Source organism: Pseudomonas sp. LBUM1662 (genome assembly GCF_059695915.1).
The window spans coordinates 4548247-4572580 of the sequence record NZ_CP166793.1 but is presented as its reverse complement, the minus strand read 5'-3'; the positions used below and the strand labels follow the sequence as shown (position 1 = coordinate 4572580).

The 24334-nt window shown below is 59.8% G+C and carries 24 protein-coding genes and 5 tRNA genes; 19 read left to right on the top strand and 10 right to left on the bottom strand.

The features are described 5' to 3' along the window. Window positions 1–129: 129 nt before the first annotated feature. Window positions 130–1065, bottom strand: a complete 936-nt coding sequence (locus ACA049_RS20765; protein WP_497329432.1) for a LysR family transcriptional regulator — start codon at window positions 1063–1065, stop codon at window positions 130–132. 225 nt (window positions 1066–1290) lie between these two features. Here ACA049_RS20765 and ACA049_RS20760 point away from each other — a divergent pair, with 225 nt between their 5' ends. From ACA049_RS20760 to ACA049_RS20750, 3 genes are all read left to right on the top strand, one after another. Continuing rightward, window positions 1291–1776 (top strand): DMT family transporter, encoded by a 486-nt coding sequence (locus ACA049_RS20760; protein ID WP_497329430.1) that lies wholly within the window; start codon window positions 1291–1293, stop codon window positions 1774–1776. Next, the gene (locus tag ACA049_RS20755; protein ID WP_497329428.1) at window positions 1776–2231 is read left to right on the top strand and encodes a DMT family transporter; all 456 of its coding nucleotides are present in this window, start codon (window positions 1776–1778) and stop codon (window positions 2229–2231) included. Before ACA049_RS20760 ends, ACA049_RS20755 begins: the two co-directional genes overlap by 1 nt. 84 nt (window positions 2232–2315) lie before the next feature. Then, window positions 2316–2483 carry a metallothionein gene (locus tag ACA049_RS20750; protein ID WP_497329426.1) on the top strand — a complete coding sequence of 56 codons (168 nt, stop codon included), beginning with the start codon at window positions 2316–2318 and terminating at the stop codon, window positions 2481–2483. A 67-nt stretch (window positions 2484–2550) separates the two neighbouring features. Here ACA049_RS20750 and ACA049_RS20745 read toward each other — a convergent pair whose 3' ends face one another. Continuing rightward, window positions 2551–2778, bottom strand: a complete 228-nt coding sequence (locus ACA049_RS20745; RefSeq protein WP_010458578.1) for a DUF6555 family protein — start codon at window positions 2776–2778, stop codon at window positions 2551–2553. Window positions 2779–2923: 145 nt separating this feature from the next. On the opposite strand from ACA049_RS20745, the gene ACA049_RS20740 reads away from it, so the two are divergent. From ACA049_RS20740 to ACA049_RS20730, 3 genes are all read left to right on the top strand, one after another. Then, window positions 2924–3709, top strand: coding sequence for an AraC family transcriptional regulator (locus ACA049_RS20740; protein ID WP_497329424.1), 786 nt, complete (start codon window positions 2924–2926; stop codon window positions 3707–3709). A 245-nt stretch (window positions 3710–3954) separates the two neighbouring features. Then, on the top strand, window positions 3955–4128 hold the full coding sequence (locus ACA049_RS20735; RefSeq protein ID WP_497329422.1) for a DUF1427 family protein: 174 nt from the start codon (window positions 3955–3957) through the stop codon (window positions 4126–4128). 29 nt (window positions 4129–4157) lie between these two features. Beyond that, a complete protein-coding gene (locus ACA049_RS20730) occupies window positions 4158–5114 on the top strand; it encodes a quinone oxidoreductase family protein (protein ID WP_497329420.1) in 957 nt (318 codons plus the stop codon). A 62-nt stretch (window positions 5115–5176) separates the two neighbouring features. On the opposite strand, the gene ACA049_RS20725 is transcribed toward ACA049_RS20730, so the two are convergent. Further along, entirely contained in the window at window positions 5177–5761 is a 585-nt protein-coding gene (locus ACA049_RS20725) for a GNAT family N-acetyltransferase (RefSeq protein WP_497329418.1), read from the bottom strand. 168 nt (window positions 5762–5929) lie between these two features. On the opposite strand from ACA049_RS20725, the gene ACA049_RS20720 reads away from it, so the two are divergent. The 3 genes from ACA049_RS20720 to ACA049_RS20710 all read left to right on the top strand — a co-directional run bounded on the left by ACA049_RS20720 (window position 5930) and on the right by ACA049_RS20710 (window position 10334). Beyond that, window positions 5930–8500, top strand: coding sequence for a bifunctional diguanylate cyclase/phosphodiesterase (locus tag ACA049_RS20720; RefSeq protein WP_497329416.1), 2571 nt, complete (start codon window positions 5930–5932; stop codon window positions 8498–8500). A 99-nt stretch (window positions 8501–8599) separates the two neighbouring features. Next, a complete protein-coding gene (locus ACA049_RS20715; protein ID WP_497329414.1) occupies window positions 8600–9394 on the top strand; it encodes an exodeoxyribonuclease III in 795 nt (264 codons plus the stop codon). 112 nt (window positions 9395–9506) lie between these two features. Further along, window positions 9507–10334, top strand: coding sequence for an arylamine N-acetyltransferase family protein (locus tag ACA049_RS20710; protein WP_497329412.1), 828 nt, complete (start codon window positions 9507–9509; stop codon window positions 10332–10334). A gap of 95 nt (window positions 10335–10429) precedes the next feature. On the opposite strand, the gene ACA049_RS20705 is transcribed toward ACA049_RS20710, so the two are convergent. Then, on the bottom strand, window positions 10430–10762 hold the full coding sequence (locus ACA049_RS20705; protein ID WP_497329410.1) for a BrnA antitoxin family protein: 333 nt from the start codon (window positions 10760–10762) through the stop codon (window positions 10430–10432). Window positions 10763–10765: 3 nt separating this feature from the next. After that, a complete protein-coding gene (locus ACA049_RS20700; protein WP_497329408.1) occupies window positions 10766–11047 on the bottom strand; it encodes a BrnT family toxin in 282 nt (93 codons plus the stop codon). Window positions 11048–11302: 255 nt separating this feature from the next. Between ACA049_RS20700 and ACA049_RS20695 the strand changes: the two genes are divergently transcribed. Next, window positions 11303–12820 carry a nucleobase:cation symporter-2 family protein gene (locus ACA049_RS20695; protein ID WP_497329406.1) on the top strand — a complete coding sequence of 506 codons (1518 nt, stop codon included), beginning with the start codon at window positions 11303–11305 and terminating at the stop codon, window positions 12818–12820. Between the two features lie 181 nt (window positions 12821–13001). Here ACA049_RS20695 and ACA049_RS20690 read toward each other — a convergent pair. Beyond that, window positions 13002–13077, bottom strand: a tRNA-Asn gene (locus ACA049_RS20690). A gap of 227 nt (window positions 13078–13304) precedes the next feature. Here ACA049_RS20690 and ACA049_RS20685 point away from each other — a divergent pair. Continuing rightward, on the top strand, window positions 13305–13535 hold the full coding sequence (locus tag ACA049_RS20685; protein WP_322216334.1) for a hypothetical protein: 231 nt from the start codon (window positions 13305–13307) through the stop codon (window positions 13533–13535). Here the strand turns inward: ACA049_RS20685 and ACA049_RS20680 are convergent. Both ACA049_RS20680 and ACA049_RS20675 read right to left on the bottom strand, forming a co-directional pair. Further along, entirely contained in the window at window positions 13532–13741 is a 210-nt protein-coding gene (locus ACA049_RS20680; protein ID WP_497329404.1) for a hypothetical protein, read from the bottom strand. The genes ACA049_RS20685 and ACA049_RS20680 overlap by 4 nt on opposite strands. A gap of 224 nt (window positions 13742–13965) precedes the next feature. Continuing rightward, a complete protein-coding gene (locus ACA049_RS20675) occupies window positions 13966–15162 on the bottom strand; it encodes an amino acid aminotransferase (protein ID WP_109633237.1) in 1197 nt (398 codons plus the stop codon). A 351-nt stretch (window positions 15163–15513) separates the two neighbouring features. On the opposite strand from ACA049_RS20675, the gene uvrB reads away from it, so the two are divergent. Then, complete coding sequence (uvrB, locus tag ACA049_RS20670) at window positions 15514–17529, top strand: excinuclease ABC subunit UvrB (protein ID WP_497329402.1); 2016 nt, start codon at window positions 15514–15516, stop codon at window positions 17527–17529. 146 nt (window positions 17530–17675) lie between these two features. Here uvrB and ACA049_RS20665 read toward each other — a convergent pair whose 3' ends face one another. Both ACA049_RS20665 and ACA049_RS20660 read right to left on the bottom strand, forming a co-directional pair. Further along, window positions 17676–19226: an MDR family MFS transporter gene (locus tag ACA049_RS20665; RefSeq protein ID WP_497329400.1), complete on the bottom strand. Its 1551-nt coding sequence runs from the start codon at window positions 19224–19226 to the stop codon at window positions 17676–17678. Further along, the gene (locus ACA049_RS20660; protein ID WP_497329398.1) at window positions 19216–20265 is read right to left on the bottom strand and encodes an HlyD family secretion protein; all 1050 of its coding nucleotides are present in this window, start codon (window positions 20263–20265) and stop codon (window positions 19216–19218) included. The genes ACA049_RS20665 and ACA049_RS20660 overlap by 11 nt, the downstream gene beginning before the upstream one ends. 220 nt (window positions 20266–20485) lie before the next feature. Here ACA049_RS20660 and gltX point away from each other — a divergent pair, with 220 nt between their 5' ends. The 7 genes from gltX to ACA049_RS20625 all read left to right on the top strand — a co-directional run bounded on the left by gltX (window position 20486) and on the right by ACA049_RS20625 (window position 24310). Continuing rightward, on the top strand, window positions 20486–21967 hold the full coding sequence (gltX, locus tag ACA049_RS20655) for a glutamate--tRNA ligase (protein ID WP_497329396.1): 1482 nt from the start codon (window positions 20486–20488) through the stop codon (window positions 21965–21967). A 239-nt stretch (window positions 21968–22206) separates the two neighbouring features. Beyond that, window positions 22207–22282, top strand: a tRNA-Ala gene (locus ACA049_RS20650). A gap of 79 nt (window positions 22283–22361) precedes the next feature. After that, window positions 22362–22437, top strand: a tRNA-Glu gene (locus ACA049_RS20645). Between the two features lie 53 nt (window positions 22438–22490). Then, window positions 22491–22566, top strand: a tRNA-Ala gene (locus ACA049_RS20640). A gap of 80 nt (window positions 22567–22646) precedes the next feature. Next, window positions 22647–22722, top strand: a tRNA-Glu gene (locus ACA049_RS20635). 183 nt (window positions 22723–22905) lie between these two features. After that, the gene (locus ACA049_RS20630) at window positions 22906–23445 is read left to right on the top strand and encodes a TetR/AcrR family transcriptional regulator (RefSeq protein ID WP_008151286.1); all 540 of its coding nucleotides are present in this window, start codon (window positions 22906–22908) and stop codon (window positions 23443–23445) included. A 31-nt stretch (window positions 23446–23476) separates the two neighbouring features. Then, window positions 23477–24310 carry an alpha/beta fold hydrolase gene (locus ACA049_RS20625; RefSeq protein WP_497329394.1) on the top strand — a complete coding sequence of 278 codons (834 nt, stop codon included), beginning with the start codon at window positions 23477–23479 and terminating at the stop codon, window positions 24308–24310. The last annotated feature ends 24 nt before the right edge of the window (window positions 24311–24334 follow it).

Genomic DNA, 24334 nt, shown 5'->3' with positions numbered 1-24334 from the left:
CCTGTAGGAGCTGTGTAGGAGCTGTCGAGTGAAACGAGGCTGCGATCTTTTGACTTTGATTTTTTAGAAGCAAGATCAAAAGATCGCAGCCTCGTTTCACTCGACAGCTCCTACAGGGCCCGCGCTGTGTCAGGGGCGGTCCCAGTAGGGCACCGGGCCAAAGCATTCGACGAAGAAATCAATCACCGTCCTTACCTTCACCGATAACCGTCGGCTACCCGGCCATAGCACCGCAATCTGCTGCGGCTCAAGGCTGTTGGACACCTGATAGTCACCCAGCACCGGCACCAGCGTGCCGTTGCGCACCGCCTCACCAATCAGCCATGACGGAAACATCACCAGCCCCAAACCCTGTTCGGCGGCTTGCGTGAGCGTGTCGGCGTGGTTGCCGGTGATCGGCCCTTTGACTGAGTAGGGCGTCCAGTCCTGCTGCTCCTTGCGGAAAAACCAGCGTTGCTGACCGGTCACGCCCTTGTAGGCCAGGCACTGATGCACCGCCAGTTCTTCGGGATGTTGCGGCGTGCCATGGCGTTCGAGGTAAGCCGGGCTGGCGGCGACTTGAAAGCGATGGGGCGCCAGGATCCGTGCCTGCATGCTCGAATCGTGCAGCGGGCCGATGCGGAACAGCAAGTCGGCGCCTTCCTGCAACGGGTCGACGTAGCTGTCGGTTTGCTGGATATCCAGTTGCAGTTTCGGATAGCGCGCGCACAACTGGCCGAGCCACGGCGTCAGATGGCGTTGGCCGAAGACCACCGGCGCGTTGATCCGCACCAGTCCGCTGGGTTCGCTTTGCTGTTCCTGCAGGGCCTGTTCGGCTTCCTCCAGTTGCACCAGCACGAGCCGCGCATGGTGGCCGAGCATGCGTCCCGCTTCGGTGGGCGTGACGGCGCGCGTGTGGCGGTAGAGCAGTTGCTGATTCAGGGCTTGTTCCATCAACTGGATCTGCCGGGAAATCGAAGAGGGCGCCAGGCCCTCGCGGCGGGCGACTTCGGAAAAGCTGCCATGGTCGAGCACGGCGACAAACAGCCGAAGTGCCTTGAATCCCAGCTCATTGAGGCCGTGCATGATCATTCCTGCTGTGCGATTTGCGCAAAAGTGTTGTCAGGATGCTCCCATTTATCGCAAAGCAGCGCCAGCCGATAATGCGCGCCACAACGACTCCCTTGTAGGAGCGAAGCTTGCTCGCGAAGGCGGCGTGTCAGATGCCGAAAACGTCGACTGATACGACGCCTTCGCGAGCAAGCTTCGCTCCTACACGGGGCGTGTTCAACTGACTGGCAGGTTTTCCTTATGCAATCCTCTTCAATCGACATCGCTGCAGCGCCAGCGACCAAACCAGGGCTGCGGCTGTTGCTGCTGCCTCTGGTCATCCTCGCCGGCATGGGCCTTTCCGTGGAGGCTGGTTTGCTCGGGCCGCTCGGGGTTCAGGTCGGGCACTTGTGGGCGACGTTCAGCATCTTCGGTGTCGGCTCGGCGATTCTGTTTCTGCTGCTGTTGTTCAGCGGCAAGCAACAAGGTCCGGCGTTGAACACCTTGCCGCGCTGGCAGTTGATCGGCGGTTTCCTCGGGCCGATCTACGTGGTGGTGCTGACCCTGGCTACGCCGCACATCGGCATCGCAATGACGATGATCGCGATCCTCTCCGGGCAGGTCGGCAAAAGCGTGCTGATCGACCACTTCGGCTGGTTCGGCGCCACCCGCAAAAAGGTCAACGGTGAGCGTTGGCTGGCGTTGCTGCTGATTGTCGCGGCACTTGTTCTGATTGCTCGGGGTTGATGATGAATCTGATTATTTTGTTGGCCGTGGTCGTGGCTGCCGGTGCGGTGTTGAGTATTCAGGCGGCGATCAACGGGCGCCTGGGGGAAACCGTCGGCGTGTTGCGCAGCAGTCTGCTGACCTTCGCGGTGGGCGCGGTGGTCACCGGGTTGCTGATCCTGTTTTTCGAGCCGGCCCATGCCGTGAGCCTGCTGGATGTGCCGAAATGGCAGCTCAGCGGCGCCTTGTTCGGCGTGGTCTACATGATGGTCATGGTCGGCGCGGTGCCGCGGGTCGGCACGGCGGTGGCGACCGTGGCCGTGATCGTCGGGCAGTTGGGCATGGGGATGTTGATCGACAACTTCGGCTGGCTGGGTAACCCGGCGATCGAGTTGTCGAGCAGCCGGATGCTGGCGATGGTGTGCCTGGCGCTGGCGTTGTTCTTCATGTACCGCAGCAACACCCGCCAGGCATAACTCGCACTCCTGTAGGAGCTCCTACACTGGTATGACGGTGTCACAAATTCCGTATCCGACGACCACAACCCTGGAGTCAGACTCATGATCAGCAGTGACAGTAAATGCGACTGCCCCAAATGCGACTGCAAACTGGGCGAACACCCGATAGCGCGTCACGGCAAACACTATTGCTGTGAAGCCTGCGCCAAGCACCACGAACATGGCGAAGAGTGTGCGAGCAAGGGCTGCAAGTGCGCGCACGCCAAATAGGTCATCAATAGGAAGTGGAGCCACTCGGGCTCCACTTTTTATGTCTGGTACTTCCTCCCTGTGATCCTTAGCCAGCCGGTCGCCACGTCACATTTTCGATGCCGAATTTCTCCGCCAGCGGCTTGCTGGTTTTTTGCACCTTCTCTCGGCCAAAGCGGGGGATTCGTCCGACCCCTGCATCACAACTGGCCCAGTGCCAAGCCTCCGCGTTGTCCATTTTGTCCAGGCGGATAATGAAAGACTTCGGCGCGCCATGAAGGGTGTATTCAATGACGAAAAGTTTTGCGTTGTTCATAAAGCCCGTTTTCCTCCCTGTGGTAATACAAGGATCGTCGGGGTTACGGAAAATTCAGTTGGATTGTCAGACGGTTGCCGCCCGTAGCGACAAGGTCGCTGCCCCGTTACCATGCAAGACCTGAAAACCCCAATGATCATTGACCATGGCCCTTGCCGCCCCTCCAGACCTGAGTGACACCGATGTGCCCGTGCAACCGCTGGCGCGCACGTACCCGCGCGGCTTGTATATCGAGCCGCACGAGCATGTCTGGGGACAATTGCTGTACGCGATGAGCGGGGTGATGTGGGTCGAAACGCCCCACGAGGCGCTGGTCGTACCGCCGCAACGGGCGGTGTGGCTGCCGCCGGGCGTGCCGCACGGCATTCGTGTGGTCTCGGACCTGCAGATGCGCAACATCTACCTGCGGCCCTCGTTGGCGGCCACGCTGGATGACAGTGTTCAGGTGATCGAGGTAGGCGGACTGCTGCGTGAGTTGATTGTCGGGCTGGTGGAGCAGGGCGATGATGGCGCGCCCGAGTATTACGAAGCGTTGGTCGGTCTGGCGTTGCTGGAGCTTCGGCGAGCCAGGCGATCGCTGTTGAAAATCCCGTTGCCGGATGATTCCGACCGGCGCCTGATGAACCTGTGTCAGGCGGTCATGGCCGCGCCCTCGCTGGACATTCCCTTCGAGCAGCATGCGGAAAATGCCGGTGCCAGCGTGCGCACCCTGGCGCGGCTGTTCAAGGATGGCTTGGGCATGGGCTTCGCCGAATGGCGGCGACAGGTGCAACTGGCGACCGCGGCGGCGGAGTTGATTCAGGGTGTGCCCGTCAGCACGATTGCCCGTGAACTGGGTTATTCGCCGAGCAGCTTCAGCGACATGTTCCGCCGGGAACTGGGTGTCGCGCCTTCGCAGTTTTCGACGGGCCAACGCCACGTCCAGCCATAACGCAAACCTGTAGCAGAGCGAAACCCTGTGGGAGCGGGCTTGCTCGCGAAGGCGGTGTGTCAGACGCCGAAGATGTCGACTGGTACTCCGCCTTCGCGAGCAAGCCCGCTCCCACAGGGTTGCTACACAAATCGCATTGCATTCCGGTATCAGCGCTTTGGCCGATATTCAGAAGCACTTGGCCGATGCCCGCCGTCACCGCTCTCTAGACTTCAGGCATACCATGTTTGCCCACGGAGTCTGCCATGAGCTACCTCATCTCGCTGGTCATCGGTCTGGGCGTCGGCCTGCTCTACGGCGCACTGGATATTCGTTCTCCCGCCCCACCGGCCATTGCCCTGGTGGGCTTGCTGGGCATGCTCGCCGGCGAAAAGTTGTGGCCCATGGGCCGGCAGCTGGTGGCGGGCTGGGTCTCCTGAAACCCCTTTTTTATGCGATGGAAATTCCCATGAAAGCACTGCAATTCGACCAGACCGGCGACCTCTCGGCCCTGCGCTATGTTGATGTTCCAACCCCCGTAGCCGGTGCCGATGAAGTGCTGGTCCAGATCAAGGCAGCCGGCCTCAACCCCAGCGATGTAAAGAACGTGCTGGGGCGTTTTCCCTACACCACCTTGCCGCGGATTCCCGGTCGGGATTTCGCCGGTGTGGTGGTTGAAGGGCCACAGGCGCTGATCGGCCAGGAGGTCTGGGGCACCGGTCGTGAGCTGGGCTTTTTTGCCGACGGCTCCCATGCTCAATTCGTCAAACTGCCGGCCAATGGCGTGGCGCTCAAGCCCACCCATCTGAGTTTCGCCCAGGCCGCCAGCCTCGGTGTGCCGTACACCACGGCGTGGGATGCGCTGGAACGCAGTCTGGTGACGGCCGGAACGCGGCTGCTGGTGATCGGTGGCGGGGCGGTCGGCAGTGCCGCATTGGCGTTGGCCAAAGTGCGGGGTGCCCAGGTACTGGCGGCGGCGCGGCGGCCCGAGCAGGTCAAGGATTTGCAGGCGCAGGGGTATCAGACGCTGCAACTGGATAAACCGGACGAACTGGGTGCGCAGGTGAACGCGGTGTATGCCGGCGGCGCCGATGTGATTTTCGACACCACCGGTTTTTGGCTGCCTGAGTCGGTCCCGGCTTTGGCCGCTTTCGGTCGCATCGCGATCATTGCCGCGCCGGTAGACGGCTTGGTGCAACTGCCGGCGCTGGCGTTGTATCGCAAGGGTGGTTCGGTGGTGGGGATCAATTCGCTGTTGTACGGCGTGCAGGCGTGTGCGGCGATGCTTGATCAATTTGGCAAGTTCTTTGATCAAGGGTTGTTGCCGTTGCCGCAAGGGTTGTTTGAATCACCGTTGGCGCAGGGGTTGGAGCGGTATGCCGAGGTGAATCAAGGGGCTGGCGACAAGGTGATCTTGTTGCCGTAACCGGCATTGAGGGTGGGTGGCCTGGCTTCTTCGCGAGCAGGCCCGCACAGTCGTTCGAGGTGTCAGCGAAGGTTGTACTGGGTCAGTTTTTGCTCGAGATTTTCCCGCACCGACGGCCACTCCTCATCAATGATGCTGAACCGCACCGAATTACGCTTGCGCCCATCCGGCATGATCCGTTCGTGGCGCACGATGCCTTCCTGCTGCGCGCCAAGCCGCAAGATCGCATTGCGCGACTTCTGGTTGTTTTCATCAGTGGTGAATTGCACCCGCACGCAGTCCAGCACCTCGAAGGCGAAACGCAGCATCAGGTATTTGGCCTCGGTGTTGACGAAGGTTTTCTGCCAGCGCGCAGAGATCCAGCTGCTGCCGATTTCGAGCTTGCGGTTGAGGCGGTCGATTTTCCAGAAGCGTGTCGAACCAATGACCTCTCCCGTGTCCTTGAGCACGATAACGAAGGGCAGCACCGTGCCTGCCTCGCGGCCATCAAGGGCTTTTTTCAGGTAGCTGTCGACGGTGGTCGGGGAGGGCACGACGGTGACCGTCAGGTTCCACAGTTCGCCATCGCGCGCGGCATTCACCAGGGCGTCGGCATCGCTGGCTTGCAAGGCGCGCAGGGTGATTCGTTGACCGTCCAGGGTGTCCATGAGCGAGAGGTTCTCGGCATAAGAAGGTTGCAGGTGATGCGCGCCATTACAGGGGAGCGGCCGCCGATTGGCAATAGTGTGGCGCGATGAAGGACCATGGCTGCTATGGTCAATGGACGCTTGCCTGTGATGTACCCGATCAGGCAATCGATTGACAGGATCCCATGCATGGAATTGAGCGCCACGACCACCGCCGCCCCTGGGCGCCATACGCCGATCACACGGAGCCTGGTCTGGTCCGTCGGACTGGTATTTGTATTGGGGGTGCTGATCGCCCTCGTTGCCTTGTTCAGCATTGCCGGCCGGCTCGATGCCCAGGACCTGGCCAAAACCACGTTCTACACTCAGCGCGCGCTGGAAAATCGTATTTCAGCCTCGAAAAACTACGTCGCCAGTTATGCGACCTGGACGACTGCTTACGACCATCTCAACGGTGAAGTCGATGTGAAGTGGGCTTACGTCGAGCAGAACATGGGTAAAACCTTGTTCACCATGGATCATTACGACGGCGTCTTCGTGGTCGATCACCAGCGAACCAAATACGCCACGGTGCGTGGCCTTCAGGTGCAGGATGACGCGGCGGCCCTCCTTTCGATATCGATGCCGGCACTGATCGAGGAGGTTCGGGGGCAGGAAAGCCTGCTCGTCCCCATCAGCCGCTTCACGCTGTTCGAAGGCCAGCCCGCGCTGTTGACGGCTGCCGCCATCGTGCCCAACGACGAACGGCCTGCGGTCGATCCCAAAAGCACCTCGGTGCTGGTGTTCGTCGATCAATTAAGTCCGGAAAAGCTCAGCGCCTTGAGTGCCGACTACGGTTTGCATGACTTGAGCCTCACACCCGACAACACTCTCGCCCCCGGTCAGCCTGCGGTGGCACTCACGGACACCGGTTATAGCCTGGTGTCGCGGCTCGAACAGCCAGGTCATCAGTTGCTCTGGTCGCTGCTGCCGCCACTGGGCGGCGCGCTGTTGATTCTGACGTTGTTGACGGCGTGGTTCTTTCGTTATGTGTTGCGCACGTCCGGGCATGTGGATGCCAGTTACATCAACCTCGATTTGTCGAACCAGGCGCTGGAAGCCAGTGAAGAGCGTTTTCGTGCAGTGGCCGAGGCCGCTTCTGACTGGATCTGGGAAATAGACGACAAGCATCGCATCACGTACCTGTCAGGGCGCTTCGGCGCCGTCACCGGTTTTTCCGATCAGCAATGGCTGGGGCAGGACATCGAACAGTTGCTGTATTGCGATACCACGCCGTTGTCACTGTGGCTGAACAAACTCAACGAAGACCACAACGTCAGTCATCTGCGTTGTTCCTATCGCGACCAGTCGGGACAGCAACGTGTCTGCCGGGTGTCGGCACGACCGATCCACAGCAAAGGCGCGGTGCTGGGTTATCGCGGAACGGCCAGTGACATCACCGATGAAGTCGCCGCCCATGCGCAGATCCAGCATCTGTCGTTGCACGACGCACTCACCGGCTTGCCCAATCGCAACAAACTGGCGCGTTACCTCGAAGACGCGTTGGTGCTGAAGGAACATTCGGCACCGCTGACGTTGTTGATGCTCGACCTGGACAACTTCAAGCCGATCAATGATTCCCTCGGCCACCCGGCCGGCGATGCGGTGTTGCTGGAGGTGGCCTCCCGCTTGCGCGAGTGCACGCGGGACATAGACCTGGTTGCTCGACTGGGCGGCGACGAGTTTGTGCTGGTGCTCAACGGCATGGACATCCACACGGAAATCGACCGGATTTGCGAACGCATCCTCGAAAGCCTGCAGCAGCCGATTCACTATGACCATCACACGCTGCACATCGGCGCCAGCATTGGTATTGCCTTGAGCCGGCGTCAGGGGCACATGCCGGAGGAACTGATCCGCTGTGCCGACATCGCGCTGTATCAGGCCAAATCCGATGGCAAGAAAACCTGGTGCTACTTTGCGCCGCACATGAACGATCAGATCCAGCACCGCCGCAAACTCGAAAACGACCTGCGCCAGGCGATCAAGAACAACGAGTTCGTGATGCACTATCAGCCGCGTTATCACGTCGATGGCAAACAGATTGTCTCGGTCGAAGCGTTACTGCGCTGGCAGCATCCGGTGCAGGGGTTGCTGAGCCCTGACTCGTTTATTCCGTTGGCCGAGCAGACCGATCTGATCGTGCCCTTGGGGCGTTGGGTACTGCGCGAAGCGTGCGAGACAGCACTGACCTGGCCGGGTGAGTTGATGGTGTCGGTCAACCTGTCGCCCGTGCAGTTCATGCGCAGTGACGTGGTGGAGGATGTCAGGGAGGCGTTGATCCATAGCCGCTTGCCCGCCAGTCGACTGGAGCTGGAGATCACCGAGAACGTGATGCTCAACGACGTCGACGGCGCTCTCGCGACCATGAACTCGCTGAAGGAGCTGGGTGTGCGGCTGAACATGGACGACTTCGGCACCGGTTATTCGTCGCTGGGTTACCTGCGCACGTATCCGTTCGACGGGATCAAGATCGACAAGCGCTTCATCTCCTCCATGGGCGGCACCGGCAACGACCGCGCGGTGGTGCAGGCGATCATCAACCTGGGCAAGGCCATGGGCCTGACCGTGACCGCAGAGGGCGTCGAGACGCTGGAGCAACTGGATTTTCTGATCTCTGACGAGTGCCATGAGGTGCAGGGTTTCTACCTCAGCCGGCCGATGGAAAAACAGGCGCTGTTGCCGTTGCTCAAGGCGTCGCATGACGAGCATCCGGTGTAAGGGGTGGACCTTTAGTCGCCTGTTTTGTTTGTTATGGCAACTGAGATGGCGCCCCTCGGTCACAACTGGATATTGTCCATCCGTTGCGAGCCTCGGCCCATGAAAAATCTGAAAATCGCCACCTTCAACGTCAACGGCATGCGTGCCCGGCTGCCGAATCTGCTCGCCTGGCTTGAGCGAGAAAAACCGGACATTGCCTGCTTGCAGGAGCTCAAGTCGGTGGACAGCGCGTTCCCCGCCGCCGAGCTTGAAGCCATTGGCTACGGCGCTATCTGGCAAGGTCAGTCGTCGTGGAACGGGGTGGCGATTCTGGCGCGGGACGCGCAACCTCTGGAAAGCCGGCGCGGGCTGCCGGGTGATGACGCCGACACCCATAGCCGCTACATGGAAGCCGCGGTGCACGGGATTCTGGTGGGCTGCCTGTATTTGCCCAACGGCAATCCGCAGCCCGGGCCGAAGTTCGACTACAAACTGGCGTGGTTCGAGCGGTTGATCGCCTATGCCAAGGACCTGCAAAGCAGCGAACACCCGGTGGTGTTGGCCGGTGACTACAACGTGGTGCCCACCGACCTCGATATCTACAACCCGCGCTCATGGCTCAAGGACGCCTTGCTGCAACCGGAAAGTCGCGAGTGCTACCAGCGTTTGCTGGATCAAGGCTGGACCGATTCCCTGCGCCATCTCTACCCGGAAGATCGGCTCTACACCTTCTGGGATTATTTCCGGCAGCACTGGCAGAAAAACTCGGGGTTGCGTATCGATCATCTGTTGCTCAACCCGGCCCTGAGTCCTTATCTGCACGAGGCCGGGGTCGATGCCTGGGTGCGCAACGAACCGCACGCCAGCGATCACGCGCCGACGTGGATCCGCTTGAGTTCGCGTAAACGGCGTTGATCTTCAGGTGGCGGGCGATTGGCTAAATCAATTGTCAGTCCGACCGCTTTATCCCTTATACATGGCGCCCATCGGCGGAGAGATCCGCGGCCCCATGCATAAGGACCGAGCAATGAGCGAGCCACGCCTGACGAATACAGGGTCATATCTGCAACGACTGGGTTTCGACGCGCCCCCGGCGCCAACCCTGGACACCCTGCGCCAACTTCAACTGCGCCACACCGGGGCTTTCCCGTTCGAAAACCTCACCACGCTGTCCGGCGAGCCGGTACTCATCGATTTGCCATCCATCGAACAGAAAATCCTGCACGAGGGTCGAGGAGGGTACTGCTACGAACTTAACTGCGCGTTTCTGGCGTTGCTTCAAGAGCTGGGCTTCGACGCACGGGGCATCACCGGTCGGGTCGTGATGGGCCAGCCCGAAGGCGCCTGGACTGCCCGCACGCACCGCTTGAGCCTGGTCACGCTGGATGGCGTGCGCTACATCACCGATGTCGGCTTCGGCGGCATGGTGCCCACCGCACCGCTCCTGCTCGACAGCGATGCTGCACAACCCACACCCCACGAACCGTATCGCATCGAGCGCCATGCAGACGGCTACACCCTGCGCGCCAATGTCGGCGGCGAGTGGCGGCCGATGTACATCTTCGACCTGCAACGCCAGGAAGACATCGATTACGCCGTCGGCAACTGGTACGTCTCGACCCACCCCGAGTCATCGTTTGCCAAGCAACTGATGGTCGCGCGCACCGGAGATGGCTGGAGGCGCACGTTGAACAACGGCAGTTTTGCGATTCATCGGGTGGGCGCCGAGAGCGAACGGCGGCAGGTCACGGATGTGGCGGAGTTGATTGAGGTGCTGGCGCGTGAGTTCGGGATTCGCGTGCCGGAGCATGCGGGGTTGAGGAAAGTGCTTGGGCAGTTGATTCAGGCGATATAGCCGTCGTCCAGGAGGGCAGAGTCAAATCATCTGCCCTTTTCCTTTGAATAGGGACCAGGCTCCGTCCCTCCCTCGGATTTGGAGCCAGCACATACTCAAGGCTCAATCACACGATGGATTTCGCTCAAGACCTCTGACAGTTTTTTCTCCAGGGTCTTCAGTTCAGATGCGGTTACACCTTCTTTGAAATGCCCGGCACTCGCCACCGCGGCGTACTGATCGTGACCGGTGGTTTTTTCTCTATTGTTGAGCAGCGCCTGGCGCAGCGTGTTGTTGATCACCGTCTGATAGCCATACCCCTCGCTCTCGGCCACGGCGCGCGCCGCCTCAATGACGACGTCATCGAGCATGATGGTGATTCGGGTTTTGCCTTTGCTGGAGGCAACCGCTCCCCGCTTGGCATTGCTGAAGTCGTATTCATCTTTCATCGGTCAATCCTCCATATAACGACGACGCTCGTTTTTGCTGGCGAGGCGCGCGGAAATGATTCGTACGAAATTCGGATCGCGATAGGTGTACGCAACGACCAGCAATCGAGCCTTGGCATCCATTCCCATGACGATCCACCGCTGTTCATCGTGATGGTTGTCCTGAATCGTCAGTGCTCGTTCGTCATAAAACACCGGTTCTGTTTCGGCCAGACTGATGCCGCGATGCTTTAATTTGTTGGCCGCGTTTTTTGCCTTGTGATACTGAATTTCGAATGACTTCATTATGCATACTTTATATGTATAAGCGAGAGGCGTCCGTGCCGGCGGTCGCTTGGAATTCAGAAGGCTAGCGGGCGGGGGAGAGCTCGGATGAAGGATGTATTTCAAGATTTTTTCAGGGGGCAAACGGCGTAGCCACAGGGCAGGATGGACACATGTCCATAATCTGACTGGTGAGTTGTATACAACTCTATAGACATTTGTCCTGAGTCTTGCATACAGTGTGCGCATAACAAAAAACCAGGGAACCCCCCAACCATGAAAACGCCCCATGTTTCACACCAACGGCCTGAGGACGAAAACCTCGGGGTCGGCGCGAATATGGCTTACGGCCTGCAACATGTTCTGACCATGTACGGCGGCATCGTCGCGGTGCCTTTGATCATCGGCCAGGCGGCCGGGCTCTCGCCAGCGGACATCGGTTTGTTGATTGCTGCTTCATTGTTTGCGGGGGGCTTGGCGACATTGCTGCAGACCCTCGGTTTACCGTTTTTCGGGTGTCAGTTGCCGCTGGTACAGGGCGTGTCCTTCTCGGGCGTCGCGACGATGGTGGCAATTGTCAGCAGCGGCGGGGAGGGTGGCTTTCAATCGATTCTCGGGGCGGTGATTGCCGCGTCGTTGATCGGGTTATTGATCACGCCGGTGTTCTCGCGAATCACCAAGTTCTTCCCGCCGCTGGTGACGGGCATCGTGATCACCACCATCGGCCTGACGCTGATGCCGGTGGCCGCACGCTGGGCCATGGGTGGCAACAGCCACGCCCCGGACTTCGGCAGCATGGCCAATATCGGTCTGGCAGCGGTGACGCTGGTGCTGGTGCTGCTGCTGAGCAAGATCGGCAGCGCGACCATCTCCCGCTTGTCGATCCTGCTGGCGATGGTCATCGGCACGGTCATCGCGGTGTTCCTCGGCATGGCGGACTTCTCGTCAGTCACGCAAGGCCCGATGTTCGGCTTCCCGACACCGTTCCATTTCGGCATGCCAACGTTCCACTTCGCCGCGATCCTGTCGATGTGCATCGTGGTCATGGTGACCCTGGTGGAAACCTCGGCGGACATCCTCGCCGTCGGTGAAATCATCGACACCAAAGTTGACTCCAAACGCCTGGGCAACGGCCTGCGGGCCGACATGCTGTCGAGCATGATCGCGCCGATCTTCGGCTCCTTTACCCAAAGCGCCTTCGCCCAGAACGTCGGGCTGGTGGCGGTGACCGGCATCAAGAGCCGTTTCGTGGTCGCCACCGGCGGCTTGTTCCTGGTGATCCTCGGTCTGCTGCCGTTCATGGGCCGGGTTATCGCCGCAGTACCGACCTCGGTACTCGGCGGCGCCGGCATCGTGCTATTCGGCACCGTGGCAGCCAGCGGTATTCGCACGCTGTCCAAGGTTGATTACCGCAACAACGTCAACCTGATCATCGTCGCCACCTCCATCGGCTTTGGCATGATCCCGATCGCCGCACCCAACTTCTACGACCACTTCCCAAGCTGGTTCGCGACCATCTTCCACTCGGGCATCAGCTCCTCGGCGATCATGGCCATCGTGCTCAACCTGGCCTTCAACCATCTCACTGCCGGTAACTCGGATCAGCAATCGGTGTTCGCGGCCGGTACTGAACGGGTTCTGCGTTACCAGGACCTGGCGGCGTTGCGTGAAGGGGATTACTTCAGCGAAGGCAAACTGCGTGACTGCGACGGGAATGAAATTCCGGTGGTGGAAGCGGCGCATGATTCGGGCGAGCATCGAGCGGCTCACGCTAAAAGTGGTGAGCATGTTTGATCGTTGTATTGCTTAAAAGCGGGTAGATCCAAAGATCGCAGCCTCGTTTCACTCGACAGCTCCTACAGAAATACGCGATCCCCTGTAGGAGCTGTCGAGTGAAGCGAGGCTGCGATCTTTTCTTTCGGCCACAAAAAAGCCCCTGAACCTTTCGATTCAGGGGCTTTTCGATGTTTCTGTCTGGCTCCACGACCTGGACTCGAACCAGGGACCCAGTGATTAACAGTCACTTGCTCTACCAACTGAGCTATCGCGGAATGGCGTGTATGTTACTGATTCAAAAAGAGAAGTCAAGCGTCTGTTAACAACTTGATGGATTCATCGAGACGGACGGTGGTTTATCGGTCGTGGGCGGTTACCAGAATCGCCTCAGAGGTCTACCATGGCCGCCCGGAAGTGGTTACACGCGCTGCCGGCCATTCGCCGAAAAGGTACGTGCCATGAATCACCCAATCCTCACCCCTCAAAACAACGGGGTGTTCGCATGAGCATCGCTCAGATCAGCCTGCCCAAAGGTGTCGGCCCGCATGCCGAGAAGCTGTTTGACGCGATCACTCAGGCCAGCACCGCTGACGATCTGAACCGCGCGGGCGGCAAGGCTGAAGGCTTCGTCCTCGGCCTGGAAAGCGCCAAAGCGATCAAGAGTCAGGTCGCTGAAGCGCTCTACGTCGCCTATGACGACGCCGCCAGTCAGCGTGCGACCGAACTGGCTTAACCGCCGAAGGTCACCGTGGCGAGCATCAGTTTGGCGTATAGCATCGTGGCGCCCAGTTGCACCAGCCACAAGGCCAGGCCGCCGAGAAATACGCCAGCAGCCACTTGCAGCACCAGGTTATTGCTGCGTTTGGCCGGGACGCGGGGAGTGAAGTCATTCAGATCGTCCAGGTCATCACGCTCAGCGCGCAGGTCATCGTTTTTCATGTGGGCTCTCTTCAGAATGCTCGGGTGTACACATAATCTGTAGGAGCGAGGCTTGCCCGCGAAGGCGTCAGCACTGACGCTAAAAGCTTCGCGGGCAAGCCTCTCTCCTACAGGTGCATCGTTGTGTGGAGTTTAGAGGGCGCCGATAGCGCTTTGACACTTATCTGCGACAAATAAAAAACGGGAAGCCCCAAGGCTTCCCGTTTTTCGTATCACGCAACGACTCAGATCACCGCAACGATGGCCTTGGTCACCGCATCAATGTTGCTCTGGTTCAGCGCGGCCACGCAGATGCGGCCGGTGTCCAGGGCGTAGATGCCGAACTCGCTGCGCAGACGGGTGACTTGTTCAACCGTCAGACCGGAGTAGGAGAACATGCCGCGCTGACGACCGACGAAGCTGAAATCACGCTGCGGCGCGTTTTTCGCCAGCAGGTCGACCATCTGGGTGCGCATGCCGCGAATCCGCAGGCGCATTTCCGCCAGTTCTTCTTCCCACTGGGCGCGCAGTTCCGGGCTGTTCAACACAGCGGCGACGATGCTTGCACCGTGGGTCGGCGGGTTGGAGTAGTTGGTGCGGATCACGCGTTTGACTTGCGACAGCACGCGCGCACTTTCTTCTTTCGATTCGCTGACGATCGACAGGGCGCCAACGCGCTCGCCGTACAGCGAGAAGGATTTGGAGAACGAGCTTGAGACGAAGAACGTCAGGCCCGACTCAGCGAACAGACGCACGGCAGCGGCGTCTTCGTCGATGCCATCACCGAAACCCTGGTAGGCCATGTCGAGGAACGGCACGTGACCTTTGGCTTTCACCACGTCGAGGACGTTTTTCCAGTCTGCCGGGCTCAGGTCCACGCCAGTCGGGTTGTGGCAGCAGGCGTGCAGCACAACGATCGAGCCGGACGGCAGGGCGTTCAAGTCTTCGAGCAGGCCGGCACGGTTAACGTCGTGGGTTGCGGCGTCGTAATAGCGATAGTTCTGAACCGGGAAACCGGCGGTTTCGAACAGGGCGCGGTGGTTTTCCCAGCTCGGGTCACTGATCGCCACGACAGCGTTCGGCAGCAGTTGCTTGAGGAAGTCGGCACCGATTTTCAGGGCGCCCGTGCCGCCAACGGCCTGGGTGGTGATAACGCGGCCAGCGGCAATCAGTGGCGAGTCATTGCCAAACAGCAGTTTCTGCACAGCCTGGTCGTAGGCGGCAATGCCGTCGATCGGCAAGTAGCCACGGGACGCGTGTTGAGCGACGCGAATCGTCTCGGCTTCGACAACGGCGCGCAGGAGTGGAATTCGCCCCTCCTCGTTGCAGTAAACACCGACCCCCAGGTTGACCTTGGTGGTACGTGTATCGGCGTTGAATGCTTCGTTGAGGCCCAGGATTGGATCGCGTGGTGCCATTTCGACAGCGGAGAACAGGCTCATTTTTGCGGCGGCTCTGAATGGAGAGTGGAGGGACGTGTCGCGCTCCAGCCGAATGCACTAGAGCGGTGCACAAACGGGGAGCTAGTATAGAGGCCATCTGCGATTGATGGCGACAGACGATTCGGCTTTTAGGCTAAGTTTTTTCGATTATTTTTCGACCGTTAGTCGAATGGCGGCATCAAAGACTTCAAGGGATGTAGGACGTTTGCCTTGAAAGCGCAGGCAATCGGCACCACATTGAGCACAATCCAGTTTTTTCCTCGGGCGACGTGAGTCGTTTGCGGCCTATCTCGTTGCTGCCGGTTTGACCGCGCTGGCGCGATACCCTGCTTCGAGAATCGAGAGGTATGCATGTCTGAATTCCAGCTAGTCACCCGCTTCGAGCCCGCCGGCGATCAGCCGGAAGCCATCCGCCTGATGGTCGAGGGCATCGAAGCCGGGCTGGCGCACCAGACGTTGCTCGGTGTGACCGGCTCGGGCAAGACCTTCAGCATTGCCAACGTGATCGCCCAGGTGCAGCGTCCGACCCTGGTGCTGGCGCCGAACAAGACCCTCGCCGCGCAGTTGTACGGCGAGTTCAAGGCGTTCTTCCCGAACAACGCCGTCGAATACTTCGTTTCCTACTACGACTACTACCAGCCTGAAGCCTACGTGCCGTCGTCGGACACCTTCATCGAGAAAGACGCCTCGATCAACGACCACATCGAGCAGATGCGGCTGTCCGCGACCAAAGCGTTGCTGGAGCGCAAGGACGCGATCATCGTCACCACGGTGTCGTGCATCTACGGTTTGGGCAGTCCGGAAACCTATCTGAAGATGGTGTTGCACGTGGATCGCGGCGACAAGCTCGACCAACGTGCGTTGCTGCGCCGCCTCGCAGACCTGCAATACACCCGCAACGACATGGAATTTGCCCGGGCAACTTTTCGGGTGCGCGGCGATGTCATCGATATCCACCCGGCGGAATCCGATTTCGAAGCGATCCGCATCGAGCTGTTCGATGACGAAGTCGAGAGCCTGTCGGCCTTCGATCCGCTGACCGGCGAAGTGATTCGCAAGCTGCCGCGCTTCACCTTCTACCCGAAAAGCCACTATGTGACGCCTCGGGAAACCTTGTTGGGCGCCGTCGAAGGAATCAAGGTCGAATTGCAGGAACGCCTGGACTACTTGCGCACCAACAACAAACTGGTGGAAGCCCAGCGCCTGGAACAGCGCACCCGTTTCGACCTGGAGATGATCCTCGAGCTGGGTTATTGCAACGGCATCGAAAACTACTCGCGCTATCTGTCGGGCCGCGAATCAGGCCAGGCACCACCAACGTTGTTCGACTACCTGCCGGCTGATGCCTTGCTGGTGATCGACGAATCCCACGTCAGCGTGCCGCAGGTCGGCGCCATGTATAAGGGCGACCGTTCCCGTAAAGAAACGCTGGTGGAATACGGCTTCCGCCTGCCGTCAGCGCTGGATAACCGGCCGATGCGTTTCGACGAGTTCGAAAGCATCAGTCCGCAGACCATTTTTGTTTCGGCAACGCCGGGCAATTACGAGGCGGAACACGCCGGTCGCGTGGTCGAGCAACTGGTGCGCCCGACCGGCCTGGTGGACCCGCAAATCGAAATCCGCCCGGCGCTGACCCAGGTCGACGATCTGCTCTCGGAAATCGGCAAGCGCGTGGCGCTGGAAGAGCGGGTGCTGGTCACCACGCTGACCAAGCGCATGTCCGAAGACTTGACCGATTACCTTGCCGACCACGGCGTGCGCGTGCGTTACCTGCACTCGGACATCGACACCGTGGAACGGGTCGAAATCATCCGTGATTTGCGTCTGGGCACGTTCGATGTGCTGGTGGGGATCAACCTGCTGCGCGAAGGCCTGGACATGCCGGAAGTCTCGCTGGTGGCGATTCTCGATGCGGACAAGGAAGGTTTCCTGCGTTCCGAGCGTTCGCTGATCCAGACCATTGGCCGGGCGGCGCGTAACCTCAATGGCCGGGCGATTCTCTATGCGGATCGCATCACCGGCTCCATGGAGCGGGCGATCGGCGAGACCGAGCGTCGTCGCGACAAGCAGATTGCCTTCAACCTGGCCAATGGCATCACACCGAAGGGTGTGTTCAAGGACGTGGCCGACATCATGGAAGGCGCCACCGTGCCCGGTTCGCGCAGCAAGAAGCGCAAAGGCATGGCCAAGGCCGCCGAAGAGAGCGCCAAGTACGAAGCCGAATTGCGCTCGCCGGGCGAGATTGCCAAGCGCATTAAAGGCCTGGAAGAGAAGATGTATCAGCTGGCCCGCGACCTGGAATTTGAAGCAGCGGCGCAGATGCGTGATGAGATCAGCAAGTTGCGGGAGCGGTTGATTACTGTCTGATATTTGCAGCGAATGTATGGGCCTCTTCGCGGGCAAGCCTCGCTCCTACGAGTTTTGCGGCGCTCACATTTTTGGTGCGGCGCCACAAAACCTGTAGGAGCGAGGCTTGTCCGCGAAGGCGTCTGAAAGAACACCGCAGCCAGGGGCTAGTGCGCCTCGCCAGCCTTCAACCCCGCCGGTAACTTCTTGGTCAACAGCACCGCCAACATGCTCACCCCCAACGCAATCCCGACAAAGTGAAACGCATCGTTGTACGCCATGATCGACGCCTGCTGATGTGCAATCTCGCTTAGCTTGCCCAGCGCCGCCGTCTCACTGCCAAACCGGTCCGTCATCGACGCCATCCGCTCCGCCACCTGCGGATTGCTCGGCACGATGGATTCACGCAGATAATCAAAATAGGTCTTGGTCCGCGCATCCAGCAACGTCGCGAGGAGGGCGATGCCGATCGCGCCACCGAGGTTGCGCAGGATGTTGAACAGGCTCGATGCCGACCCCGCGTCCTGCGGCAGGATGTAAGCGGTGGCGATCAGCGAGATCGTCACCATGATCAGCGGCTGGCCCAGCGCCCGGATAATCTGGATCTGGTTGAATTGCGGCCCGGCAAAGTCCGGGTTCAGCACCCCCGACGAAAAACTCGCCAACCCGAACAGGCCGAAGCCCAGCGTGCACAGCCATTTCGGCGACACGTATTTCATCAACTTCGGGACCAGCGGAATCAGAAACAGCTGCGGCACGCCCATCCACATGATCACTTCACCGATCTGCAGGGCGTTGTAGTTCTGGATCTGCGCCAGGTACAGCGGCAACAGGAAGATCGAGCCGTACAAGCCGACGCCCATCCCGAGGCTGGAAATACTCGATAAACCAAAGTTGCGATTACCCAGGATGCTGAGGTTGATCAGCGGATTGGGTTTGGAGAACTGCACGATCACAAACGTAATCAGACTGACCAGCGCGATGCTGCCCAGGGTCACGATCAGGTTCGATTCCAGCCAGTCCTTGCGATGACCTTCCTCCAGAAACACCTGCAAACAACCGAGGCCGACGCCGAGCGTGAGGATGCCCATGTAGTCGGTGCTTTTGAGCAATTCCCAGTGCGCTTCTTTCTTCTCCAGACCGTACATCAGGCCGGCGATCATGATCAGGCCCGGCGGAATGTTGATGTAGAAGATGTATTCCCAGCCCCAGTTTTCCGTCAGCCAGCCGCCCAGCGTCGGGCCGATAGAGGGCGCGAACGTCGCGGTCATGGCAAACATCGCCATGCCTTTGGCGCGGTGGTGTTCCGGGAGTTTGATCAGGGTGAGAGTGAATGCCAGCGGGATCAGCGCGCCGCCGGTGAAGCCCTGCAAGGCGCGGAAAATGATCATGCTCTCAAGGCTCCAGGCCATTGAGCAGAGCAAGGAGGCAACGAGAAATCCCAAAGAAACCCAGACCGCCAGACGTCGTGCCGACAGCAACTGCACCAGCCACGCCGTCAGCGGAATCATGATGATTTCCGCCACCAGATACGAGGTGGAAATCCACGAGCCTTCTTCCAGCGTCGCCGACAGTGCGCCCTGAATGTCCTTGAGCGACGAGTTGGTAATCTGGATATCCAGCACGGCCATGAAGGCGCCGAGCATCACGCTCATCACCGCAATCCAGTCCCGCCGGGTCGGTTCGCCGACCGGGCGGATCAGTTGATCACCGGCCATCGTCAGGGGTGTCTTTGATGTTCACTTTGGCGGTGACCGACATGCCCGGGCGGATCTTGCCGTGCAGCGGGTTGTCCGCGGCGAAGGTCAGTTTGACCGGAATCCGTTGCACGACTTTGGTGAAGTTGCCCGTGGCATTGTCCGGGGGCAACAGACTGAACTGTGCGCCCGAGGCGGCGAACAGGCTGTCGACCCGCGCATCGATGGGCGTGTCGCTGTAGGCGTCGAAGGTCAGCTTGGCCTTCTGGCCGGGCTGCATGTGACCGATCTGGGTTTCCTTGAAGTTGGCCTGAATCCAGATGTCCTGATCCGGGACGATCGACATCAGGTAAGCGCCGGCCTGCACGTATTGGCCTTCGCGAGCCGCACGCTGGCCGATCAAGCCGCTGATGGGCGCGTGGATTTCGCTGCGGGTCAGGTTCAGTTCGGCTTGGGCAAGATCGGTTTTGGCGTTAGCAATCATGGCATCGAGGCGCTTGATCTCGGCGCTCAGGGAATTGACTTGCTGGCGCTGACTTTGGGCGTCGGCCTGAGCCTTGGTCACTTGCGAGCGGGCGATGTGGTTGTCGGCGGAGAGGGTGGTCACCCGTTCTTCGGATACGTACCCGGGTTTGCGCAGGGTTTGCGCGCGGGACAAGTCGATTTGCGAACGCCCGAGGCTGGCCTGGCTGGAGGCCACTTGCGCCTCGCTCGCGGCGATCAGGCTGGCTTGCTGTGTCAGTTTGCTCTGGGCTTGCAGGCGTTCGGCCTGGCGGGTGGCGAGGGTGGCGTTGGCACGGTCGACGGCGAGGTGGAAGTCATCGCCTTCGAGTTTGATCAGCAACTGGCCTTTCTCGACGTGCTGGTTGTCCTGCACCAGCACCTGATCGATGCGCGCGCCCAGTTGGCTCGAGACACGGGTGATCTCGCCCTGCACATAGGCGTTGTCGGTGCTTTCATAAAACCGCCCCTTGAAGAACCACTGGGCGAAAAAGCCCCCGGCAATCAGCAGGACGATCAGCAGGAAAATAAACAGGCGACGCTTGAGTTGGGCAGGCATGGGGCAAACTGTAGTCGAGAAATTGTAAGGAAAGTTATCAGCAGCTGAATCTGGCATACAGTCGATAGTGGGTAAATGCCATCGGCTGATAATCCGTCATTCATCGCGGCTCAGGCCCGTTGTAGACGCAACGTTGGCTTAAATGCCCTGCTGACTGGAGCCGGGCGGGTATCGCCTGTTACCATTCGCCCTTTGTTTTATCTTCATTTCGAGACTTGCCATGACCACCGTCCGCACGCGCATCGCGCCATCGCCTACCGGGGACCCCCACGTAGGTACCGCTTACATCGCTTTGTTCAACTACTGCTTTGCCAAGCAGCACGGCGGTGAGTTCATCCTGCGGATCGAAGACACCGACCAGTTGCGCTCGACCCGCGAGTCCGAGCAGCAGATTTTCGACGCCTTGCGCTGGTTGGGCATCGACTGGAGCGAAGGCCCGGACGTTGGCGGCCCGCACGGCCCGTATCGTCAAAGCGAGCGCGGCGACATCTATCAGAAGTACTGCCAGCAGCTGGTCGAAATGGGCCATGCCTTCCCGTGCTTCTGCACCGCCGAAGAGCTGGACCAGATGCGCGCCGAGCAAATGGCTCGCGGCGAAACCCCTCGTTACGACGGCCGTGCGCTGTTGCTCTCCAAAGAAGAAGTCGCGCGCCGCCTGGCTGGTGGCGAACCGCATGTGATCCGCATGAAAGTGCCGAGCGAAGGCGTTTGCGTGGTGCCGGACATGTTGCGTGGCGACGTTGAGATCCCGTGGGATCGCATGGACATGCAAGTGCTGATGAAGACCGACGGCCTGCCGACGTACTTCCTGGCCAACGTGGTCGATGACCACCTGATGGGCATCACCCACGTGCTGCGCGGCGAAGAGTGGCTGCCATCGGCACCGAAACTGATCCTGCTTTACGAGTACTTCGGCTGGGAACAACCGGAGCTGTGCTACATGCCGCTGCTGCGTAACCCGGACAAGAGCAAGCTGTCCAAGCGCAAGAACCCGACCTCGGTGACGTTCTACGAGCGCATGGGCTTCATGCCGGAAGCGATGCTCAACTACCTCGGCCGCATGGGCTGGTCGATGCCGGACGAGCGCGAGAAGTTCTCGCTGCAGGAAATGGTCGATCACTTTGACCTGAGCCGTGTCTCTCTCGGCGGGCCGATTTTCGACATCGAGAAGCTGTCGTGGCTCAACGGCCAATGGTTGCGTGATCTGCCGGTGGAAGAGTTCGCTTCGCGCTTGCAAACCTGGGCGCTGAACCCCGAATACATGATGAAAATCGCACCGCACGTGCAGGGCCGCGTCGAGACGTTCAGCCAGGTTGCACCGCTGGCCGGTTTCTTCTTTGCCGGTGGCGTGAACCCGGACGCCAAGCTCTTCGAATCGAAGAAGCTCTCGGGCGACCAGGTGCGTCAGCTGATGCAACTGATCCTGTGGAAGCTGGAAAGCCTGCGTCAGTGGGAAAAAGACAGCATCACCGCGACGATTCAAGCCGTGGTCGAATCCCTCGAGTTGAAGCTGCGTGACGCCATGCCGCTGATGTTCGCCGCGATCACGGGTCAGGCCAGCTCGGTGTCGGTGCTGGATGCGATGGAAATCCTCGGCCCGGACCTGACCCGTTTCCGTCTGCGCCAGGCCATCGACCTGCTGGGCGGCGTGTCGAAGAAGGAAAACAAGGAGTGGGAAAAACTCCTGGGCAACATCGCCTGATAAACACGGTCCTGTAGGAGCGTTGCTTGCTCGCGAAGAACGATGACGCGGTGTGCCAGATACACCGAGGCGTCCTATTCGCCGGCAAGCCTGGCTCCTACAGATCCACGTATACCCCGTTTTTCCGGGGGGAGGGCGGTAAGTGATTGTTATGGCGACAAAAAATTTTGAAATTTGTTGAAAATAAGTTTGACAGCCTTTCGATGCGCCATTAAGATTCGCCCCGTCCTCAGCGATGAGGGGCTATAGCTCAGCTGGGAGAGCGCTTGCATGGCATGCAAGAGGTCGACGGTTCGATCCCGTCTAGCTCCACCAATTTACACTTCAAGGTCTGGCCACACCGGCCTTGAAGCGATCAACACTCAGCGTTGATCTGTTGTATAGAAGGGTTTGCGTCCCCTTCGTCTAGTGGCCTAGGACACCGCCCTTTCACGGCGGTAACAGGGGTTCGAGTCCCCTAGGGGACGCCAGTTTTACAGAAGCGATGTTGTAAGATGTCGCTCCGCCGCGAGGCGAAAAATCCGGGGCTATAGCTCAGCTGGGAGAGCGCTTGCATGGCATGCAAGAGGTCAACGGTTCGATCCCGTTTAGCTCCACCAATTTTACAGTTCAAGGTCTGGCCACACCGGCCTTGAATCGATCAGCTCTCAGCACTGATCAGTTGTATAGAAGGTTTTGCGTCCCCTTCGTCTAGTGGCCTAGGACACCGCCCTTTCACGGCGGTAACAGGGGTTCGAGTCCCCTAGGGGACGCCACGATTACCCGCTCTGCGGGATTTTATAAGGGTCATTCAATTATTGAATGGCCCTTTTGTTTGTCTGGCGTTTGGCCAAATCCCCCATTTCTTTCAAACTGTTCTTCAGACCAGCGGTCACATCCACGACTTGCGGAAAATTATTATGAGAATAATATTCTAGTCGTAATATTCGGAGGCAACGATGAACGATAAAAAAGCTCAAACCCGCGAACGCATTCTCAAGGCCGCCAGCGCAGCGCTGATTCAGCGCGGCCCGGCCGAACCGAGCGTGGGCGAAGTGATGGGCGCAGCCGGCCTGACGGTTGGCGGCTTCTACGCGCACTTCGAAAGCAAGGACGCAATGATGCTGGAAGCGTTCAAGCAACTGCTCGGTCACCGCCGTGGCTTGATCGCCGACATGGACGCCGAGTTGACCGGCGAAGAGCGTCGCGCGTTGGTTGCCGCGTTTTACCTGTCACGCAAACACCGTGATTCCTCTGATTCGGCGTGCCCGATCCCGGCGTCTGTCGGTGAGCTGGGGCGCCTGCCGGACGCGTTTCGCGTGGCACTGAATGAACATGTGGAAATGATGGTCGCGCAGTTGGCGGCCAGCCCGGAAGACACCGACAAAGCCCTGGCCGACATGGCCCTGATGGTCGGTGGTCTGGCTCTGGCACGGGCGCTGGGGCCAGGCGAGTTGTCCGATCGATTGCTGCGCGCCGCCAAGTCGGCGGTGCTATGACCTGAAGGCGCTGGCCTGAGGAGTGAGAGCGATGAGCACGTTGAAGTGGGTTCGTGGCGTTAATGGCACCTTGGGCTGGTTCGCACCGAAACTGGTGGCGAGCAAAATGCGACTGGCGTTCATGACGCCGCGGGATTTTCCTCCGCGTGATTGGGAATTGCCGCTGCTGGCCAAATCCGAACGGATCACCTTGCGCTTCGGTCTCTCAGCTCTGCGTTGGGGGCAAGGTCCGGCCGTGTTATTGATGCACGGCTGGGAAGGCCGGCCGACGCAGTTTGCGAGCCTCATCACGGCGCTGGTCGATGCCGGCTACACCGTGGTTGCGCTGGACGGTCCGGCGCATGGTCGCTCACCGGGCAGCGAAGCGAATGTCGTGCTGTTTGCCAGGGCCATGCTCGAAGCGGCTGCCGAGTTGCCGCCGCTGCAAGCGGTCATCGGTCACTCCATGGGCGGCGCCAGTGCGATGCTCGCCGTGCAGTTGGGCTTGCGCACCGAAACCCTGGTCACCATCGCCGCGCCGGCGCGGATTCTCGGCGTGTTGCGTGGCTTTGCCCGTTATGTGCGGCTGCCGCCGAAAGCGCGTTCGGCGTTCATTCGTCAGGTCGAGAAAGACGTCGGCATGCGCGCAGCAACACTGGATGTTGCGCACTATCAGCTCGACATGCCTGGCCTGATCGTCCATGCCGAAGATGACAACTTCGTCCCGGTCAAGGAATCCCAGTTGATTAACGAGGCCTGGTTCGACAGCCGTCTGTTACGTCTGGAAGAGGGTGGTCATCAACGGGTGCTGGCGGATCCTCGGGTGATTGATGGCGTGCTATCACTGCTGGCCGGTCGCAGCCTGCAATCGCGCCAATCGGCCTGAGCATCCGTTACACTGCCCCGGTCG

Bases quoted from the DNA above. Each gene is read 5' to 3' on its own strand.
- ACA049_RS20735 (WP_497329422.1), top strand. From the start codon at position 3,955: ATGAGCTACCTCATCTCGCTGGTCATCGGTCTGGGCGTCGGCCTGCTC.
- ACA049_RS20740 (WP_497329424.1), top strand. From the start codon at position 2,924: ATGGCCCTTGCCGCCCCTCCAGACCTGAGTGACACCGATGTGCCCGTG.
- ACA049_RS20625 (WP_497329394.1), top strand. From the start codon at position 23,477: ATGAGCACGTTGAAGTGGGTTCGTGGCGTTAATGGCACCTTGGGCTGG.
- ACA049_RS20750 (WP_497329426.1), top strand. From the start codon at position 2,316: ATGATCAGCAGTGACAGTAAATGCGACTGCCCCAAATGCGACTGCAAA.
- uvrB (WP_497329402.1), top strand. From the start codon at position 15,514: ATGTCTGAATTCCAGCTAGTCACCCGCTTCGAGCCCGCCGGCGATCAG.
- ACA049_RS20710 (WP_497329412.1), top strand. From the start codon at position 9,507: ATGAGCGAGCCACGCCTGACGAATACAGGGTCATATCTGCAACGACTG.
- ACA049_RS20700 (WP_497329408.1), bottom strand. From the start codon at position 11,047: ATGAAGTCATTCGAAATTCAGTATCACAAGGCAAAAAACGCGGCCAAC.
- ACA049_RS20760 (WP_497329430.1), top strand. From the start codon at position 1,291: ATGCAATCCTCTTCAATCGACATCGCTGCAGCGCCAGCGACCAAACCA.
- ACA049_RS20680 (WP_497329404.1), bottom strand. From the start codon at position 13,741: ATGAAAAACGATGACCTGCGCGCTGAGCGTGATGACCTGGACGATCTG.
- ACA049_RS20715 (WP_497329414.1), top strand. From the start codon at position 8,600: ATGAAAAATCTGAAAATCGCCACCTTCAACGTCAACGGCATGCGTGCC.
- ACA049_RS20720 (WP_497329416.1), top strand. From the start codon at position 5,930: ATGGAATTGAGCGCCACGACCACCGCCGCCCCTGGGCGCCATACGCCG.
- ACA049_RS20765 (WP_497329432.1), bottom strand. From the start codon at position 1,065: ATGCACGGCCTCAATGAGCTGGGATTCAAGGCACTTCGGCTGTTTGTC.
- ACA049_RS20665 (WP_497329400.1), bottom strand. From the start codon at position 19,226: ATGGCCGGTGATCAACTGATCCGCCCGGTCGGCGAACCGACCCGGCGG.
- ACA049_RS20725 (WP_497329418.1), bottom strand. From the start codon at position 5,761: ATGGACACCCTGGACGGTCAACGAATCACCCTGCGCGCCTTGCAAGCC.
- ACA049_RS20660 (WP_497329398.1), bottom strand. From the start codon at position 20,265: ATGCCTGCCCAACTCAAGCGTCGCCTGTTTATTTTCCTGCTGATCGTC.
- ACA049_RS20745 (WP_010458578.1), bottom strand. From the start codon at position 2,778: ATGAACAACGCAAAACTTTTCGTCATTGAATACACCCTTCATGGCGCG.
- ACA049_RS20705 (WP_497329410.1), bottom strand. From the start codon at position 10,762: ATGAAAGATGAATACGACTTCAGCAATGCCAAGCGGGGAGCGGTTGCC.
- ACA049_RS20675 (WP_109633237.1), bottom strand. From the start codon at position 15,162: ATGAGCCTGTTCTCCGCTGTCGAAATGGCACCACGCGATCCAATCCTG.
- ACA049_RS20755 (WP_497329428.1), top strand. From the start codon at position 1,776: ATGATGAATCTGATTATTTTGTTGGCCGTGGTCGTGGCTGCCGGTGCG.
- ACA049_RS20695 (WP_497329406.1), top strand. From the start codon at position 11,303: ATGAAAACGCCCCATGTTTCACACCAACGGCCTGAGGACGAAAACCTC.
- ACA049_RS20685 (WP_322216334.1), top strand. From the start codon at position 13,305: ATGAGCATCGCTCAGATCAGCCTGCCCAAAGGTGTCGGCCCGCATGCC.
- gltX (WP_497329396.1), top strand. From the start codon at position 20,486: ATGACCACCGTCCGCACGCGCATCGCGCCATCGCCTACCGGGGACCCC.
- ACA049_RS20730 (WP_497329420.1), top strand. From the start codon at position 4,158: ATGAAAGCACTGCAATTCGACCAGACCGGCGACCTCTCGGCCCTGCGC.
- ACA049_RS20630 (WP_008151286.1), top strand. From the start codon at position 22,906: ATGAACGATAAAAAAGCTCAAACCCGCGAACGCATTCTCAAGGCCGCC.